Annotated in this window: 17 protein-coding genes; 7 read left to right on the plus strand and 10 right to left on the minus strand. The window is 54.1% G+C overall.

Annotated elements, in window-relative coordinates; genetic code table 11:
• Window positions 1-8: 8 nt before the first annotated feature.
• On the minus strand, window positions 9-1,322 hold the full coding sequence (gene xylA / locus FPZ45_RS05070) for a xylose isomerase (protein WP_144699057.1): 1,314 nt from the start codon (window positions 1,320-1,322) through the stop codon (window positions 9-11).
• A gap of 508 nt (window positions 1,323-1,830) precedes the next feature.
• Here xylA and FPZ45_RS05075 point away from each other — a divergent pair.
• From FPZ45_RS05075 to FPZ45_RS05090, 4 genes are all read left to right on the plus strand, one after another.
• Window positions 1,831-2,991, plus strand: coding sequence for an ROK family transcriptional regulator (locus FPZ45_RS05075; protein ID WP_144699059.1), 1,161 nt, complete (start codon window positions 1,831-1,833; stop codon window positions 2,989-2,991).
• Window positions 2,992-3,439: 448 nt separating this feature from the next.
• Complete coding sequence (locus FPZ45_RS25515) at window positions 3,440-3,826, plus strand: hypothetical protein (RefSeq protein ID WP_222430757.1); 387 nt, start codon at window positions 3,440-3,442, stop codon at window positions 3,824-3,826.
• Window positions 3,827-4,004: 178 nt separating this feature from the next.
• Window positions 4,005-4,325, plus strand: coding sequence for an ArsR/SmtB family transcription factor (locus FPZ45_RS05085; protein ID WP_144699063.1), 321 nt, complete (start codon window positions 4,005-4,007; stop codon window positions 4,323-4,325).
• A 324-nt stretch (window positions 4,326-4,649) separates the two neighbouring features.
• Window positions 4,650-7,946 carry a DEAD/DEAH box helicase gene (locus FPZ45_RS05090; protein ID WP_144699065.1) on the plus strand — a complete coding sequence of 1,099 codons (3,297 nt, stop codon included), beginning with the start codon at window positions 4,650-4,652 and terminating at the stop codon, window positions 7,944-7,946.
• Here FPZ45_RS05090 and tatC read toward each other — a convergent pair.
• The 5 genes from tatC to FPZ45_RS05115 are packed head-to-tail and all read right to left on the minus strand — an operon-like array spanning window position 7,909 to window position 11,515.
• Window positions 7,909-8,670: a twin-arginine translocase subunit TatC gene (gene tatC / locus FPZ45_RS05095; RefSeq protein ID WP_246120324.1), complete on the minus strand. Its 762-nt coding sequence runs from the start codon at window positions 8,668-8,670 to the stop codon at window positions 7,909-7,911. The two genes, FPZ45_RS05090 and tatC, sit on opposite strands and share 38 nt — an antisense overlap.
• On the minus strand, window positions 8,645-8,851 hold the full coding sequence (tatA, locus tag FPZ45_RS05100) for a twin-arginine translocase TatA/TatE family subunit (RefSeq protein WP_144699067.1): 207 nt from the start codon (window positions 8,849-8,851) through the stop codon (window positions 8,645-8,647). Before tatA ends, tatC begins: the two co-directional genes overlap by 26 nt.
• Window positions 8,852-8,866: 15 nt before the next feature.
• A complete protein-coding gene (locus FPZ45_RS05105) occupies window positions 8,867-9,184 on the minus strand; it encodes a c-type cytochrome (RefSeq protein ID WP_246120325.1) in 318 nt (105 codons plus the stop codon).
• A gap of 14 nt (window positions 9,185-9,198) precedes the next feature.
• Window positions 9,199-10,413: a ZIP family metal transporter gene (locus FPZ45_RS05110; protein WP_246120326.1), complete on the minus strand. Its 1,215-nt coding sequence runs from the start codon at window positions 10,411-10,413 to the stop codon at window positions 9,199-9,201.
• 55 nt (window positions 10,414-10,468) lie between these two features.
• The gene (locus FPZ45_RS05115) at window positions 10,469-11,515 is read right to left on the minus strand and encodes a multicopper oxidase domain-containing protein (protein WP_144699071.1); all 1,047 of its coding nucleotides are present in this window, start codon (window positions 11,513-11,515) and stop codon (window positions 10,469-10,471) included.
• A 304-nt stretch (window positions 11,516-11,819) separates the two neighbouring features.
• On the opposite strand from FPZ45_RS05115, the gene chrS reads away from it, so the two are divergent.
• From chrS to chrA, 3 genes are read left to right on the plus strand one after another with little or no spacing between them, the layout of a single operon-like run.
• On the plus strand, window positions 11,820-12,269 hold the full coding sequence (gene chrS / locus FPZ45_RS05120; RefSeq protein ID WP_144699073.1) for a chromate efflux transcriptional regulator ChrS: 450 nt from the start codon (window positions 11,820-11,822) through the stop codon (window positions 12,267-12,269).
• 4 nt (window positions 12,270-12,273) lie between these two features.
• On the plus strand, window positions 12,274-12,873 hold the full coding sequence (chrB, locus tag FPZ45_RS05125; RefSeq protein ID WP_144699075.1) for a chromate efflux transporter ChrB: 600 nt from the start codon (window positions 12,274-12,276) through the stop codon (window positions 12,871-12,873).
• A complete protein-coding gene (gene chrA / locus FPZ45_RS05130) occupies window positions 12,870-13,409 on the plus strand; it encodes a chromate efflux transporter ChrA (protein ID WP_144699077.1) in 540 nt (179 codons plus the stop codon). Before chrB ends, chrA begins: the two co-directional genes overlap by 4 nt.
• Here the strand turns inward: chrA and FPZ45_RS05135 are convergent.
• The 4 genes from FPZ45_RS05135 to FPZ45_RS05150 form a co-directional block, all read right to left on the minus strand.
• Window positions 13,406-14,377 (minus strand): sensor domain-containing diguanylate cyclase, encoded by a 972-nt coding sequence (locus FPZ45_RS05135; RefSeq protein WP_144699079.1) that lies wholly within the window; start codon window positions 14,375-14,377, stop codon window positions 13,406-13,408. The genes chrA and FPZ45_RS05135 overlap by 4 nt on opposite strands.
• A 24-nt stretch (window positions 14,378-14,401) precedes the next feature.
• Entirely contained in the window at window positions 14,402-15,214 is an 813-nt protein-coding gene (locus FPZ45_RS05140; RefSeq protein ID WP_144699081.1) for an alpha/beta fold hydrolase, read from the minus strand.
• A gap of 77 nt (window positions 15,215-15,291) precedes the next feature.
• Window positions 15,292-15,834: an RNA polymerase sigma factor gene (locus FPZ45_RS05145; protein ID WP_144699083.1), complete on the minus strand. Its 543-nt coding sequence runs from the start codon at window positions 15,832-15,834 to the stop codon at window positions 15,292-15,294.
• 97 nt (window positions 15,835-15,931) lie between these two features.
• Window positions 15,932-16,609, minus strand: coding sequence for a TIGR00266 family protein (locus FPZ45_RS05150; RefSeq protein WP_144699085.1), 678 nt, complete (start codon window positions 16,607-16,609; stop codon window positions 15,932-15,934).
• Window positions 16,610-16,722: the final 113 nt, after the last annotated feature.

Consider the following 16,722-nt stretch of genomic DNA (forward strand, 5'->3'; position numbering starts at 1 on the left):
TTATGCTCTTATACGCCGAAGATGACGTCGTTTAACGTTGCCTTGAGTTGCTCCAGGCGTCCGGATTCGTTACGGATCGGTTTCGCTTGTAGCGCATATGCTTCCAGAGACTTCAACGTTGCTTTGCCGGATACAATGTCCGCTCCAATGCCTTCGTTAAAGCTGCTATAACGTTTAGCGACGATATCGTCAAGCACACGGTCTTCGATCAGCTTAGCGGCAGCTTTCAAGCCGCGAGCGTACGTATCCATACCTGCGATGTGAGCGTAGAACAAATCTTCGTCTTCGAAGGAAGAACGGCGCACTTTCGCGTCGAAGTTGACGCCGCCACGGCCGAGACCGTCGTTCTTCAGAATTTCGTACATCGCCAGCGTCGTTGCCGCGAGATCCGTCGGGAATTCGTCGGTATCCCATCCGAGCAGCATATCGCCTTGGTTAGCATCGATAGAACCGAGCATGCCGTTGATGCGGGCTGTGCAAAGCTCATGCTCGAACGTGTGGCCGGCAAGCGTAGCGTGGTTCGCTTCGATGTTCAATTTGAAGTAGTCCTTTAAGCCATAGTTTTGAAGGAATGCGATCGCTGTAGCGGAATCGAAGTCGTATTGATGCTTGGAAGGCTCTTTCGGCTTAGGCTCAATCAAGAATTGCGCGTCGAAGCCGATTTCTTTCGCGTAATCGACCGCCATGTGCAGGAAGCGCGCAAGGTTGTCCAGCTCCAGCTTCATGTCCGTGTTCAAGAGCGATTCGTAACCTTCGCGACCGCCCCAGAATACATAGTTCTCCGCTCCGAGCTCTTTGCCGACTTCAAGGCCTTTTTTCAGCGTAGCCGCCGCATATGCGAACACTTCCGCGTTGTTCGTCGTGCTTGCGCCGTGAACGTAACGAGGGTTCGTGAACAGGTTGACCGTGTTCCAGAGCAATTTCTTGCCCGTTGATTTTTGATAATCTTTCAGCATCGCCACGATGACATCGAGGTTTTTGTTCGTCTCGGTCAGCGTTGCGCCTTCAGGAGCGATGTCCACATCATGGAAAGCGTAGAATGGCACATTCAATTTTTCGAGCAATTCGAAGTTGGCTTCCACACGCGCTTTAGCGCGGTCGAGCGGGGACAAGGAATCCCAGCTGCGCACAGCCGTGGCGGCGCCGAACGGGTCGCTGCCGTTCGCGTTGAACGTATGCCAGTAAGCGACTGCGAAGCGGAGGTGCTCCTCCATCGTTCTGCCCATTACGACCTCTTGCGGGTTGTAATGTTTAAAGGCGAACGGGTTCTTGGAATCGCGTCCTTCGTATTGGATCTTTGGAACGTTAGGGAACTTGCTCATGGATTGATGGCCTCCTTGTAAGCGATATCAATTTGAATAACTGCTATCAGCATAGCATGGTCCGACTTAGTTTGTCTATCCAATAAACTAAGTTTTTTGCTCGAATTGTGGTATGATTGGAAAAAAGAATTCGGAACTGTGGCGTTGATCGATTATTTCGAGTAGCTCCCTCCAGAAAGTGCCATTGGAGCGGCGTTGCTCGATTCTTTCGAGTAACTCCCTTCAGAAAGTGCCATTGGGGCGGCGTTGTTCGATTCTTTCGAGTAACTCCCTTCGGAAAGTGCCATTTGGGGCGGCGTTGCTCGATTATTTCGAGTAATTCCCTTCAGAAAGTGCCATTTGAGCGGCGTTGTTCGATTCTTTCGAGTAACTCCTTCAGAAAGTGCCATTTGAGCGGCGTTGTTCGATTCTTTCGAGTAACTCCTTCAGAAAGTGCCATTGGAGCGGCGTTGTTCGATTCTTTCGAGTAACGCACGATAGAATAGACCAAAGGAGCAAAAAAGACCCCATGACCAAACCAACGGGCGACCAAGCCCTAATCAAAAGAATAAACACCGCCATCGTGCTCGAATGCATATTGCGCGGGGCGCCTCTCTCCCGGGCACAGATTTCCGAGCAATCCGGCTTGAACAAGGCGACGGTGTCCAGCCTCGTTCAGGACCTGATCGATGGCTCGCTCGTTCGGGAGACCGGTATCGGCCAATCGAGCGGCGGGCGGAAGCCGGTCATGCTTGAATTCGTGGCGGACTGCGGCTTCGCTATCGGCATCGATCTCGGCGTCAACTATATACGCGGCGCGCTGACCGATCTGCGGGGCAAAATCGTGATCGAGCGTACTTCCAATCTCACGGAACTGGAACCGACGGCGGCCGTCGAGAAGCTTTCCGATTTCATCGGCGAATTTGTCTCAGAAGCCCCGACCAGCCCATATGGAATCGTCGGCATCGGAGTCGGGGTCCCCGGAATAGTCGACGAGAGCGGCTCGATTCTGTTCGCCCCAAACTTGAAATGGCGCGACATCCCGCTCCAGCGAATGCTGTCGGAACGGTTCGGTTTGCCGGTCCTTATCGATAACGAAGCGAACGCGGGCGCGCTCGGCGAGCAGAAGTACGGGGCCGGGCGCAACGTGAACAATCTGGTCTACGTCAGCGTCAACATCGGGATCGGCACCGGCCTGATCCTTCACAAGTCGCTGTACAAAGGAACTTCCGGCTTTTCCGGAGAGATGGGCCATCTGTCGATCGAAGCGCATGGCAAAGAATGCACCTGCGGCAATCGCGGATGCTGGGAAATGTACGCTTCCGAGCGGGCTCTCCTCGAAGCGGCCGCCCCGCTGGGATTCCATACGCTGGAGCAGTTGTTGAAAGCCGCCGTGAACGGACGCCGGGATGTCATCGAGCTGTTCGCGAATACGGGCGAGTATCTGGGCGTCGGCATCGCCAACATCGTCAACGTGTTTAATCCGGACGCCGTCATCATCGGCAGCCGGATGAGCCAAGCCCGCCTCTGGCTCGAAGGAGCGGCGCGGCAGGCTGTTGTGCAGCGCGCGCTCGGTTTCCACCTGCGCAAGGTGCAATTGCTCTTCGCCGAGCTCGGCGAACGCTCCTCCATGATGGGCGCGGCCGAGATGGCCATCTCCGGCTTTTTCGACCGCGTCAAAGCGACCTAGGGCAAGGCGATTGCCTTGCCCTCCCTTCTTTTCTCCCATTTCACACAATTTAGTTTTGTTTCGCCGGACTTCAGACGCTCGTACCACCTTTCGCACCATTTAGATAGGTTTCACCGGACTACAGACGCTCGTACCACCTTTTCGCACAATTTAGATAGGTTTCACCGGACTACAAACGCTCGTACCACCTTTTCGCACCATTTAGATAGGTTTCACCGGACTACAGACGCTCGTACCACCTTTTCGCACCATTTAGATAGGTTTCACCGGACTACAGACGCTCGTACCCTCGATTCACGCGATTTGAGGCCAACAAAGTACATTGGCTGGTCGAGCCCCGGGCATCGTGCGGACGAAGGCCAAAAAAGTGCCTTGGCTAGACGAATCCCGGGACAGTGTGCGAATGAAGGCCATTAAAGTACCTTGATTAGACGAATCCCGGGGCAGCGTGCGGGCGAGGGCCAAAAAAGTACCTTGGCAAGACGAATCCCGGGGCAGCGTGCGGGCGAGGGCCAAAAGAGTACCTTGGCAAGACGAATCCCGGGGCATCGTGCGAGTAAGGGCCAAAAAAGTACCTTGGCTAGACGAAACCCGGGTCAGCGTGCGAACGTGGGCCAAAAGAGTGCCTTGGCTAGACGAATCCTGGGGCAGCGTGCGGGCGAGGGCCATAAAAGTGCCTTGGCTAGACGAATCCCGGGACAGCGTACGGACGAGGGCCATAAAAGTGCCTTGGCTAGACGAGCCCCGGCTCAGCGTGCGGACGAAGGCCAAAAAAGTGCCTTGGCTAGACGAATCCCGGGGCAGCGTGCGGGCGAGGGCCAAATTAATGTGTTAGTTTTCACCGAACTATAGCCCCCATGCCAACGTCGAAAATCCATTCCTGCTACCCCCCTCATTTTTCACGCAACAAACTTTATCCCGTTAGTCTTTTATGCTATAAATTAATATATTACTATATACGAATTTAATAGCATCGTGATGAAAGATTACTCAAAGGAAACGAGGCTGGAACGATGAGCGATCGATTGGGCGAAATGGCGGAATTGCTAAAGTTGTTAGGCGACCGGACGCGATTGGCTATCCTGGGACTGCTGCAAGAGCGTGACTTATGCGTGACGGATATCGTGGAACTGCTCGGGACAAGCCAGCCCAATGCCAGCCAGCATCTACGCAAGCTGAGAACCGCCGGGCTGATTGGCGAAACGAAACGCGGCCAGTGGGTCTATTACTCGTTGAACCTGAGCGACTTTCCAGACTTGCGCATCTTCCTCTCCCAATTGCCGGGGCGCAAGGAACGTCTTCGTTCACTTACCTCTTTGTCGGAACGCAACTAGCAGATCCACTATTATCCCCTAGCGGACTTGAGGGGCGTTATTTTATCCTTTTTACATATGTATGGAAACCGAACGGACCTGAGAGCCTTTATTCTCTCAATACACATGAATTTTCACGCGTATTGAGAGAATAGCTGCACCTAGGTCCGTAAGCATTCTCACAGGCCTATTTTCGCGCAATAACGGCATCCGGGTCCCTTAAGATAGACCAACGAGTCAACTCATAGCATTCCCGCCCCCTTCATTTCTGGTATCATAAAGAAGACATCGGTGAGGAAGGAAGTCTCCTCATGCGCACGAAGAGGACGGGAGCAACGCAACATTATGGATGTTCAATTGACGAAACGGATGATCAAGCAAATCTGCGGTTCCTATTCCTACGATAGAGGGGATACCGACTACCGCGCCGGCAAAGTCAAATTCACGGTCTGTGATGACGACCGTTTCGAATACAAGGCTGCTGTGAAGGGGAGTAACGCCCACTTCCGCGTGGAAATCTCGGCCAATGAAGACGCGAGTATCGCCGCCCGGTGCGAATGTCTCGATCTGAATCTGTCCACCAAATCTTGCAGGCACGTTGCCGCCGTCCTGCTGAATATACACGACATGCGGGAGGAGCAACATTCGCCCGCTCTCTCTGCGCCCCGCCATTCCGCAGTCCCAACGACCGGCGGTCAGCCTTCCGCTTCCGAAGCCGCATTAGCGAGCGAAGTGCTGGGGCTGTTCGTCAGCAGACCCTCAAGGCCGAGCCGGACAAGCTCGCTGTTCGACGCGCGGGAAACCCTTGGCGTGGAATTTCTCGTCAGTCCTTTCCCTTACGGAAACCGGCAATACCTGTTCGGCATCGAAATGAAGGTCGTTTCAAAGCGCGCGTACGCCGTTCAGAGATTAAGAGAATTTCTGGAACGGGTCGACCGCAGGGAAAGCTATCCGCTCGCCAAGTCGTTCTCCTATGAACCCGAAAGCCATAGCTTTCATGAGGCCAATGACGCGGTCATCCGAAAGCTGATCGAGATACATCAACACGAGAAAATGTACCGCGAAGCTTCGAACGCCTATTCCGCGTACGGAAGCCGCACTGGCGGAGATAGCTTTCTGCCCGTGCCGCCGACCTTCTGGGAAAGTCTAGTTCCTCTGCTCGAGGCAGCGCCGAATGTAAAACTCGAATATGACGGATCCCTCTTCGAGGGTATCCGCCTATCCGACGAGCCGTTTCCGCTGACGTTCGACTTCGACCGAGATCTGCCATACAAGCCTAGTAACAGCGCCGGTTACAGACTAGTGATCCAAGGCATGGACCGGCTTACGGTCATGGAACCTTACGGCATCGTGTTATCGGGAGATCGCCTTCACAAGCTGAAGCCCGATCCGTGCCGACGTCTCGCCGAATTGTCGAGGTTGCTCGACAACTCCCGCACCGGCGAGATCCGGATCACGCAGGCGCAGTTGGCACCGTTCTTGGAGCGAGTCATTCCCGGCCTGATGAAGCTCGGCAGCGTACGGATCTCGGAGGCCATATCCGAGCGGGTCGTTTATATGCCGCTCAAGGCGAGGCTCTACCTGGATCGGGTAAGGGACCGTCTGCTGGCGGGTCTTGAGTTTCAATACGGAGATATCGTCGTTAATCCGCTCGAAGGAATCGGCAACGGACGCGGAAGTGACCGCATCCTGATGCGAGACGGAGACAAGGAAGCCCAGATATTGGACTGGATGGAGCAAGCCGGCTTTGCCAAGACGGAAAGCGGGTACTTCATGGAGGATGAAGAAGGCCAGTACGATTTTCTATACCATATCATTCCGCACCTGGAGAAGCTGCTGCAGGTATATGCCACCACCGCCGTCAAAGCAAGGCTGCACGTCGGGCTTCCCCCGGCGAAAATACGCGTCGACGCGAGCGAGAAAACCGACTGGCTGGAGTGCAAGTTCGATATGCCTGGCGTTCCCGAATCGGAAATTCGCGATCTGATTCAGGCATTAAGCGATAAGAGGAAATATTATAAGCTTCCGAGCGGGGCGCTGCTCCCGCTGGAAACCCCGGATTACGAGGCGATCAACCGGTTCATCGCGACGATGAAAGTCGATAAAGGCGAACTTCACGGATCGGAGCTCCGCATGCCTGCCGTTCGAGGATTGACGCTCATGGATTCTGGCCATCAAGACCCCGCGATCAAGCTGGGCAAACAGCTCAGAGCGATGCTGGAAAACATGAGGAATCCCGACAGCTTGGACTTCCCCGTTCCGGAAGCCCTCGCTCCCATTCTGCGCGACTACCAGAAATACGGGTATCAATGGTTGCGGACGCTCGCCTTATACCGGTTCGGCGGCATACTGGCCGATGACATGGGACTTGGCAAAACGGTGCAAAGCATCGCCTACCTGGTTTCCATGCTGCCCGAGATCAGAAGCCAGCAGCTTCCGGCGATTATCGTCTGCCCATCCTCCCTGATGTACAACTGGCTGAACGAATTGAAGAAGTTCGCTCCGGAAATCCGGGCGATCGTCGCAAACGGAGATAAAACCGAACGAACCCGCGTCTTGCGCAGCCTAGACGACATGGACGTTCTCATCACTTCATACCCGCTCCTGAGAAGGGATATCGAGTCGTTCGGCGCTCCCGTTTTCCATACGCTTTTTCTGGACGAAGCCCAAGCGATCAAGAATTACGCCACCCGGACGGCGCAAGCGGTCAAGGCCGTGCAAGCCCGGCACAAGTTCGCCCTGACGGGAACTCCTGTGGAAAATGGAATCGAGGAGTTATGGTCGATCTGCGACGCCGTGTTTCCCGAGCTGTTCGGGGATCGAAAGGCGTTCGGCGAGTTGTCGAGGGAAACCGTGGCCAAGCGGATACGGCCCTTCCTGCTGCGCAGGTTGAAAACCGACGTGCTCGCGGAGCTGCCGGAGAAGATCGAATCCGTGCAAGCGACCGAGCTGCTGCCCGAGCAGAAGAAAATGTATACCGCTTATCTGGCCAAGCTGAGGAAGGAAGCGTTAAAGCATTTGGACGAGGAAGGTTTCGGCAAAAGCCGGATCCGGATACTGGCCGGATTGACCCGGCTCCGTCAAATCTGTTGCCATCCCGCGCTGTTCGCGGAAGGTTACGAAGGCGGGTCGGCCAAATTCGATCAATTGCTGGAGCTCGTGGAGGAATGCCGAAGCGCCGGCAAACGCGTGCTGATCTTCTCGCAGTTTACCGAGATGCTGGGCATGATCGGAAGAGAGCTCGGCTATCAAGGCGTCCCCTTCTTCTATCTGGACGGACAGACGCCTGCCGCGGAGCGCGTCGAGCTTTGCAATCGGTTTAACGATGGCGAACGCGACGTGTTCCTAATCTCGCTCAAAGCCGGAGGAACCGGCCTGAACTTAACCGGCGCGGACACCGTCATCCTATACGATCTATGGTGGAATCCCGCTGTCGAGCAGCAAGCCGCGGATCGAGCGCACCGCATCGGGCAGACCAACGTCGTTCAAGTGCTCCGCCTCGTCGCCCAAGGCACGGTCGAGGAAAAAATATATGCCCTGCAGCAAAGAAAGAAAAATCTGATCGAAGAAGTCGTTCAGCCGGGTCAGGAAGCGCTATCCGCGATTACCGAGCAAGAGATCCGCGAGCTTCTGATGCTCTGATCTTGCGATCGACCGCCCCGGACAGGAACACGCTAATCTCGTATAGTACGATTAACGGAATCGCCACGATCAAATCTGAAATCAGATCGGGCGGCGTGATGACCGTTCCTATGAATACGAGAGCGAAATAAGCATACTTGCGCATACGCTGCAGCCGACGAGGGGTAACGATACGAAGCCTGGTCAGAAACATGATGACAACCGGAAGCTCGAACAGAAGAGACACCGGAAGCAGAATGTTGAGCATAAACGAGAAGTACTCCGTAATGCCGTATGTCTCTTCCAGCATCATTTTCCGGTTTACGGTCGTCGTAAAATACAATGCCATCTTAAAAACGACGAAATAAGCAAACGCCAGGCCGACGAGAAACAATAAAATCGAGAGCGGAATGTACCGGATCGTGGCTTCCCGCTCTCTCTCCAATAGCCCCTCTTTGAAAAAAGCCCAAACCTGATATAACACGACCGGCATCGTCCCCGCCGCCGCAAGAATAAAGCCGAATTGCATGTACACCCGCACGCCGGACCAAGGGGAGAAGGCATGAAGGGGCAAATCGGCGGCGGGCGGGATGCTCTGCAGGTAATCGAACGCTCCTTTGGCCAGCCATAACCCAAGCGCGAGCATGATCACGAACGTGGCGAGCACCCATATGATCCTTCTACGCAGCTCTCCCAAGTGCTCTTCGACGCTCATATCCCTATCCATCATTCCGCGCTTTGCCATCCACGATTTCTTTATGTTGCGGACTTTCTTCATCGGGCATCCATTCTTTCGCCCCGTTCTTGAACTCACGCAGCGTTTTACCGAATGCGCGCCCCAATTCCGGGAGTTTGCTTGGACCGAACAGCAGCAAGGCAACCAAAACGATCAAAAGCACACCGGTAGAACCGATTCCGCTCAGCATATTGTCCATCTCCTTTCATTTGTGGCCTGCCAGCCAGTCTGCCAAAACTTGAATCTCATCTTCCGTAAGACGCGTCCGGAAAGCGGGCATTCCGCCTCCGCCCTTCTCGATCCGTCCGACGATCTGCGCCGCGCTTAGTTCGCTTCCGGCTCGGCGCAGGTCCGGACCGACGATTCCCTGCAGTTCCGCCCCATGGCAGGCGATACAATTGGCTCGGTACAATGATTCGGCCTGCTCGCGATCTTCGGCGGAAACGGACGGCCTAGCGTCCGAAGCCTGACCGCAGCCGGAGAGCGCGGCGATCAGCAACAGCCCGGCAACGCTTCTTTTCACCGTGCCAATACTCATCAGCCGCTAACCAGCAAGGAAGTGCCATACATCAGAGCAATGCCTGCCGCCACCCCGGCATAATTCGTCCAGGATACCGGCGCGTAGCCGAGTTTTACGGATTCCTTCCACAGCATTCTGCCGATGACGAAGACGACCTGTATGATTGCTCCCGCGCCGATGCCGAAGTACAAGGAGGCAAGCGTGTTGTTCATCACGAACCCCCCGACCCAAGTACCCAATATCGCCGGTCCCCCAGCGATCAGGGCAAGCCATACGAACGTCCTTAATTTCGGTCTTTGCCGCTGAGCCAGCGGAGCAGCTACACCGATGCCTTCGGTCATGTTGTGCAGAGTAAAGCCGATGATCAGGAACGTACCCAGAGCGGCTTCCCCGACGGCGAACGCGGCGCCGATCGCAAGCCCTTCCCCGAAATTGTGAAGCCCGATTCCGGAAGCCAGCATAAAGGAGATCCTCTCTCCTCGGGAACCTTCTTTTCCTTTTTTCCGCTCGTTCATCTGGTCGATCGCGATCAGGAACAACATACTGAGAATCGCCCCGAACCAGACTAGCCCGCTTCCTTTAAGCGATTCGGGAGCCTGCTCCGCCAGTTCGAAGCCCTCCTGAAACGTGTCGACGACAAGGAACAGAAGCAGTCCGATCGTGAATGCGAGCACGGCATGAATGCCCCGCGCAGTAAAGCGACGCATAAGCGGGAACCAGAGCAATCCGAGCGCAACGGGAACGACGCCGACGTAAAACCCGATCAAAGCGTATTGCATAAAACGCTGTGCATCTGGCGCCGGCGCTTGAATCGCTGCGCCGATCTCGGTCGAAAACACCGTGCTTTCGCCGGTCACGAGCCGGACCTCGTATCCGTCTCCTTCGACCCACGGATATGGGATCGTTACGGTTGCCCTGCCCATGCGTGGAATGGCTCCGTCCGGCTTTATCGTGAAATCCCAATAGGCGTCCGCCACTCTGGCCATGACAATGTCGACGGCCTGCGGACTGGCATTCAGAAGGTTCAAGACGATGCCGTTTTCGTTTACGTACACTCTTTCAAATTCTACATTTTCGATCGGGATCGGCGACTCTTCCTTCACCCCCGTCCCTACCGTCAGAATGACGGCAACAATCGCAATCAGCAGCGCGACCGGCAAGATTCCCCACAGCCACGCCTTTCCAGAACTTTTTCCCGCCTGCGGCGTCATTTCCGCTTGCAACTGACTCATCGTCCAACCTCCTTTTCACGAACTAACGATTATCGATCAATCTTGAAGATTCCGTTCATTCCGCCTCAAAAAATCCGACCCAGCCTAGTTCCGTAAATTCGTTCACATGCGCATGGAACATATATTTGCCCGGCCTCGGAAACAAAATCTCCACGAGTCCCCGCTCTCCCTGGGCGAGCACGACAGTGTCCGTATAATACGGACGGGCTTCGGGATCGGCTCCGGTAGCGTAGTAGTGGAAATACGCGGCATGCAGATGGAAGGAATTAATCAGATCGAATTCCAGAAAACTGCTTAGATAAATTCGTACGAGCTTGCCCGCCTTCACCTTGATCGGCTCCTGCATGAACGCGAAAGCATAACTGTTCACCGCATAGATGTCGTTGTCCGAATCGAAGTCCAGATCAAATCCGTTCATGACCATGGACAATTCCTGCGCGGGCGCTCGCGGGGTTTTCGGATCGATGATGAAATTCCCGTACATGCCCTTGTGTATGTGCGTTTGGAACGGGGGCACGTGACAATGATAGACCTGCATGCCGGCCGGATACGCCTCGAATTCGTATGTAAAAGTCCCTCCCGGAGGAATCGCCTCGAGTCCGTCCATATCCGTCGGATGAATGCCGTGAAAATGTATGGAATGAGGGTGAGACGAGGCATTGCTGAACTTGACCCGGACAACGTCCCCCTCCGTGCAACGGATCGTCGGACCGGGAACCGTCCCGTTAAACGTCCAAGCCGGAAACTTGACGCCTTGCGCGATCTCGATGTCCTTCTCGAACGAGACGATCTCATACTCCCGGAGTGTTCTGCCATCTGGGAGGGTGCTGACTTTGCCGTAGTCAAAATTGCTCAGCGCCTCCCTCGCCATGACCAGCCCTTCGGTCACTTCTGTTCCGGGCGTGAATCCATGCTGCATGCCGTGCGAGCCGTGCCCGCTCTCGGCATGCCCTTCGTGGCCCTCGTGAGACTCTGCATGAGCCGATCTCCCGCCCAGCAAGGCACCCGGATTAAGCAGCGCACCGCCGATCAAGGCGGCTGCTCCAGCCGCACCCGCCTTCAAAAAGCTTCGCCGCGAGATTTGTTTTCTCCGATCAAACATTGTCGTCCCTCCAATTATCTTGTATTAAACTAATGTTTTTGTCCTAGGGAAACATTTTGCCCAAAAAAAACCACTTCTGCACACCAGTATACGAGCGGTAAGTGTTTCTGTAAAGACATTTTTTTGTCTGTAACCACAGATGTTTCCCTAGGTAAACACTCAATTCTGGAAAATAAAATTTTAACCGATCATTGATGCGGAAATTAAAATAGGCCATAATGTTTCATATAGAAATCAAAATGGAGTATTTATATTCATAACGAAACCAATATCACAATAATACTTTAAGGAGTTGTTTGGCCTCATGCCCATCGACGATATCGACCGCAGCATTATCAAAGCCCTGAATGCCAATGGGAGACTCTCCTATACCGACTTGGCCAAAGACATCGGTCTTTCGCGCGTGGCGATCCAAGCAAGAGTGAACGCCTTGATGGAAGAGGGTGTCATTGAACGATTCACCGCCGTAATCAATCCCGAGAAAATCGGAATTACGGTATCGGCTTTCTTTAACGTCGAGGTCGAGCCGAAGAGTTTGCAAAGCGTGGCGGATACGCTTGCCGACGAGCCTGCCGTCACCAGCCTCTATCATATGACCGGTCCGAGCAAATTGCATATGCACGGCTTATTTGAGAATACCAAAGAGATGGAAGTTTTTCTGAACGAGAAGCTGTACAAACTGCCGGGCGTCGTCAGCGTAGATTGCCAGCTGCTCATCAACCGGTACAAAAGTAGAATGGGAATGAGGTTATAACGCGATGGCCGAACAAGCAATTCCAAGACAGTATGCTCAGCTTGCTTGGTCGATGGGCAAAACGGGGATTCTCGGTTACGGAGGAGGGCCTTCCGTCATTCCGTTGATTCGATACGAGGCCGTGAACAAATATCGCTGGATGGACGACGACGAATTCGGGGAAATACTCGCCATCGCCAACGCGCTGCCCGGACCGATCGCCACGAAGATGGCCGCCTATCTCGGCTTCCGCCAAAGAGGCGTTCTCGGTTCGATCTTGGCGATCGTTGCGCATATATTGCCTTCCTGCGTCGCCGTAATCGCATTGCTGACGTTCGTCGATTTTCTGAGCAGCTCGCCCGCCGTTCAAGGAATGATCGCCGCCGTCATGCCGGTCATCTCCGTCATGCTTGGCCTGATGGCTTATGAGTTCGCCAAGAAAGCTTATCAGGGGCTCGGTAAAATGATGGCCGTCGTCTTCTGCGCCGTTTCATTCGTCCTGCTGCAGTTGATAGCCGTTCACCCGGCTATCGTTATCGTGCTTTTCCTGGCTTACGGCGCCGTCCATTTCCGCATAGCCGCCAAGCTGTCGAAGAAGAAACCCGAAGGAGCCGACCCTTTATGAAAGATTTGATCGATCTTTTCCTTGGTTTTTTCTGGCCTAACCTGCTCGGCTATGGCGGCGGACCGGCTTCGATTCCACTCAATTATCGGGAAATCGTAACCCACTACGGCTGGGCAACCGACCATCAATTCTCCAATATTCTTGCGCTAAGCAATACGCTTCCCGGACCGATCGCGACCAAATTCGCGGCATTCGTCGGATACGACGTCTCCGGCGTAGTCGGGGCGATCGTCGCGCTGGCCGCTACAGTCGTCCCGTCTGCGATTGCTCTTATCGTGCTGCTGAGGCTCATGGCCAGATATCGGTACTCCTCCGTCGTAAAGGGCATGACGCTGCTCGTTCAACCCGTCATTGCCGTCATGATGATCGTCCTCACCTGGCAGATGGGCGAGACGTCCATCGATTCCCTGGGCGTATGGCAAGCGGTTATCATCGCTGCGGTCGCTTTCTGGGCCATGCAAATCCGCAAAATCCATCCGGCTCTGGTCATCCTGTGCGCGTTCGTCTACGGGGGATTGGTCGTTCCCCATATTTAGTCCTCCGAATGCGTCACCCGGTTTCGGCCTCCGCTCTTGGATGCGTACAAGGCCTGGTCCGCTTTCGCGATCAAAGATTCGGCGGTATCCTCTTCAGATACGGTCGCGGCTCCCAAACTGATCGTAACCCGATATTCGCCCCAATCCGCTTCCTCGATCGATTTGCGGAATCTCTCGGCCGCAATCACGGCACTCTCCCGATTGGCCCCAGGCAAAATAATGGCGAATTCTTCCCCGCCGTAGCGGGCCAAGACATCAATGCTCCGAATTTGCGCTTGAAGCTCCTGGGTCAATCTCCTTAAAATCTCATCCCCTACGGGGTGCCCGTAGGTATCGTTGATCCGCTTGAAGTAATCGATATCGAGCAGTACCATCGCGAACGGATTCCGCGATCTTGCGAACGCGGCGAAAGCCGCGTCAAGGCATTCCTGGAAAGCTCTCCGATTGCTCACGCCGGTAAGCCCGTCCGTTAAAGCCTGCAACTCCAGCGTCCGGTTTAGATCGGTCAGTTCCTCCTGCTTCTTCTCCAGTTCCTTGTGCAGAGCTTTTAACGCTTCGTGCGCCGCGTCCTTTTCCTTGTTCAGTTCCTCCAGCTTTTTGGCCGCGTTCACGATGTCCTTCTCGTACTCGATCCTCTTCCGCATTTCGATCAACACGCACTCGATATAGACTTGGTCGTCCCGTTCCCGGAGAACTCCGTTCAATAACACGGGCACTTCATGACCATCCTTCTTCTTCAGCGTAAGATAGATTTCATTAACATGGCCGTGGAGCTGAATATAAGGGTAAAAATAAGTATGGAAAAAGATCTTGTTCGCAACCGTCAAGAAAGCTTCGATATGATGATGAAGCATATCGCCGCTTTCATACTGCAACAAGTTAAGCAGCGTCCGATTCGCTTCCGTAATGACGCCGGCGTTCGTTAGCGTGAAAAACCCGCAAGGCAAATCGTTCAACTTATCGTCCATTAGGCCGCAGCCCTTTCCAGATCATTAGGCGTATTCCGTTTCTAAATATTCCTTGATCAGCCTTGTCGTTTCTTCCGGATGGCTTAAGTGGGGATAGTGCCCCTTCGCCTGCATCACCTTCAAGGTGCTGCCCTTGAGATGGGCGTGCAAGTAATCCCCGACTTCCTTCGGGGCGATGCTATCCTCCGAGCATTGCAGAATAAGCGACGGAACCGTCACCTTGTCCAACTCTCGGCGGCAATCGGCGTAGAAAGTCACTTCCGCGAACTGGCGGGCGATCGCGGGATCTCTCGAGCAGAAGCTCTTCTCCAGCTCGCCCGCCAGTTCGCCGCGTTCGGGATTGTTCATGACGATCGGCGCCAGATAGCTTGCCCAACCAGTGAAGTTCATTTCCATCATCGTGAGCAGTTCTTCGATATCTTTCTTTTCGAACCCCCCGTAATAATCGGGAACATCGTTCAGATAACACGGGGAAGCTCCAATCAGGATAAGCCTTCCAAATAAGTCCGGCTCGGCGATGGAAGCGAGCGTTCCGATCATCCCGCTGACCGAATGTCCGACGAATATCGCCTTGCGCAGATCAAGCTCCTTGGCGATCTCCAGAACGTCCTGGGCGTATCCGCTGAGTTGGCCGTATTTGGCCGGGTCGTAATGATTCAAGTCCGATCGTCCCGAGCCGACGTAGTCGAACAAGATCACACGATAGTTCTGTTCGAATTCGGAAGCGACGTATCGCCACATCTCTTGATCGCACCCGAATCCATGGGCGAATAGAATCGGCCGCTCTCCCTTACCGCTGATCCTGACGTTATTCCGATCGAAAACGCTAGCCGCCATATCATTCACCCGCTCTCCGATAAATGAACAAAAACCGAGAAATCCGCTTCGTTCGCCGGACTTCTCGGCTTAGCCGTTCAACCCTTTTCCAATTGCTTTTTCAACAGGTCTCGGCCTCGCTTAAGGCGGGATTTGACCGTGTTCATCTTCACGTTGTTCAGCTCGACGATCTCCTCCATCGACAGATCCAGCACGTAACGCTGATAGACCATCAGCCGATAAGCTTTCGGCAGCTTCTGGATCGCCTCGAGCATATACTCCGAAGCTTCTTTCAGAATCAGCGCGTCCTCCGGACGATGGGCTTCGGCCACTTGGTCTTCCCAGCCTTCGTGCTTCATCATCGGATGGTTTAGCGTGAGCTTCGTCTTTCTTTTGCGCAGCATATCGATGCAGATGTTCTTCGCCGTCGTGAAGATAAGCGAGGAGATCGAACCCGCCGGGTCCAACCGCTCGAAGTTCACGTATAGCTTCAGGAACGTCTCTTGCACCGCTTCCTCGGTATCCGTCGTGCTGCGAAGGATTTTCCAGGCGAAGCTGAATATTTTATCTTTATAATGCTCGAATAATTGCTCATAGGAGACAACCGGCATTCCTCTGCCGACGGCAGGCTGCATATCCATAGGTTTGCACCTCTTCTCTGTAAACCACAATATCCCCTATTATAACACTAGAGAGCTTGTATGTTTGAAATTCACAGAAAATTCGCAAAGACTTTAATCAGCGCCCTGGAACGAACTTCTTAACCCAGTTGCCGAAGCCCGAAGGGTTGCGGGATTGAATCAGCACGATACCTTCGCCGCGGAATCTGCAGACGAGTCCCTCTCCGCTCGTAATGCTTGAAAACCAGCCTTTAGACGCTTTTTCGATCGAATAATGAACGTAATCCGGCCAAGCGACCAAATGTCCGTTGTCGATAATGCGTTCCTCTCCGGGCTCGAGATTGATCGCGTGAATCGCCCCGTAAGACGACAGGAATACCGTGCCGGAGCCACTGATCTCGACAATGAAAAATCCTTCCCCGGACAGGAGCCCACGGCTTAAGTTCTGCATCTTCGTATTGACCTGGATTCCGCTCGTTCCCGCAAGAAATCCGTCCTTCTGAACGAGCAACCGATAAGAGCCGTCCAGTTCGACGGCTTGTATGTCGCCGATGGACGACGGAGCGAGCAGTACTTCCCCCGCGCCTCTGTTCGCCGAAAGCTCCTGGAAGAAAAAAGTTTCTCCGCTCAGCATTCTGCCGAGTCCCGCCATAATGCCGCCGTCCGCAGTTCCTTTAACGTCAACGTTGGGCGACATCGAGACCATCGCTCCGGATTCGGCCTTCACGCTCTCTCCGGCGCTCAGATGAACCTTAAGCAAAGCGAAAGCGCCCTGGTACAATACTTCGTATTTCATGAGAGTCCTCCCCTTGGCATCGACCCGATCCCGACAGCAATCTTGCAGATCGACTGTCGAATCTACCAATTTACTGCCGATTCTTGATACGGCTTATGAACATACTATCAAAT

This window comes from Cohnella terricola (assembly GCF_007786475.1).
GTDB classification, from domain to species: Bacteria; Bacillota; Bacilli; order Paenibacillales; family Paenibacillaceae; genus Cohnella; species Cohnella terricola.

Excerpts from the sequence above, each read along its gene's own strand:
- chrS (WP_144699073.1), top strand. The coding sequence starts at position 11,820 with ATGCCCATCGACGATATCGACCGCAGCATTATCAAAGCCCTGAATGCC.
- FPZ45_RS05135 (WP_144699079.1), bottom strand. The coding sequence starts at position 14,377 with ATGGACGATAAGTTGAACGATTTGCCTTGCGGGTTTTTCACGCTAACG.
- FPZ45_RS05090 (WP_144699065.1), top strand. The coding sequence starts at position 4,650 with ATGGATGTTCAATTGACGAAACGGATGATCAAGCAAATCTGCGGTTCC.
- FPZ45_RS05115 (WP_144699071.1), bottom strand. The coding sequence starts at position 11,515 with ATGTTTGATCGGAGAAAACAAATCTCGCGGCGAAGCTTTTTGAAGGCG.
- tatA (WP_144699067.1), bottom strand. The coding sequence starts at position 8,851 with ATGCTGAGCGGAATCGGTTCTACCGGTGTGCTTTTGATCGTTTTGGTT.
- FPZ45_RS05110 (WP_246120326.1), bottom strand. The coding sequence starts at position 10,413 with ATGAGTCAGTTGCAAGCGGAAATGACGCCGCAGGCGGGAAAAAGTTCT.
- FPZ45_RS05145 (WP_144699083.1), bottom strand. The coding sequence starts at position 15,834 with ATGGATATGCAGCCTGCCGTCGGCAGAGGAATGCCGGTTGTCTCCTAT.
- FPZ45_RS05140 (WP_144699081.1), bottom strand. The coding sequence starts at position 15,214 with ATGGCGGCTAGCGTTTTCGATCGGAATAACGTCAGGATCAGCGGTAAG.
- FPZ45_RS05085 (WP_144699063.1), top strand. The coding sequence starts at position 4,005 with ATGAGCGATCGATTGGGCGAAATGGCGGAATTGCTAAAGTTGTTAGGC.
- FPZ45_RS05075 (WP_144699059.1), top strand. The coding sequence starts at position 1,831 with ATGACCAAACCAACGGGCGACCAAGCCCTAATCAAAAGAATAAACACC.
- chrB (WP_144699075.1), top strand. The coding sequence starts at position 12,274 with ATGGCCGAACAAGCAATTCCAAGACAGTATGCTCAGCTTGCTTGGTCG.
- xylA (WP_144699057.1), bottom strand. The coding sequence starts at position 1,322 with ATGAGCAAGTTCCCTAACGTTCCAAAGATCCAATACGAAGGACGCGAT.
- chrA (WP_144699077.1), top strand. The coding sequence starts at position 12,870 with ATGAAAGATTTGATCGATCTTTTCCTTGGTTTTTTCTGGCCTAACCTG.
- tatC (WP_246120324.1), bottom strand. The coding sequence starts at position 8,670 with ATGGCAAAGCGCGGAATGATGGATAGGGATATGAGCGTCGAAGAGCAC.
- FPZ45_RS05150 (WP_144699085.1), bottom strand. The coding sequence starts at position 16,609 with ATGAAATACGAAGTATTGTACCAGGGCGCTTTCGCTTTGCTTAAGGTT.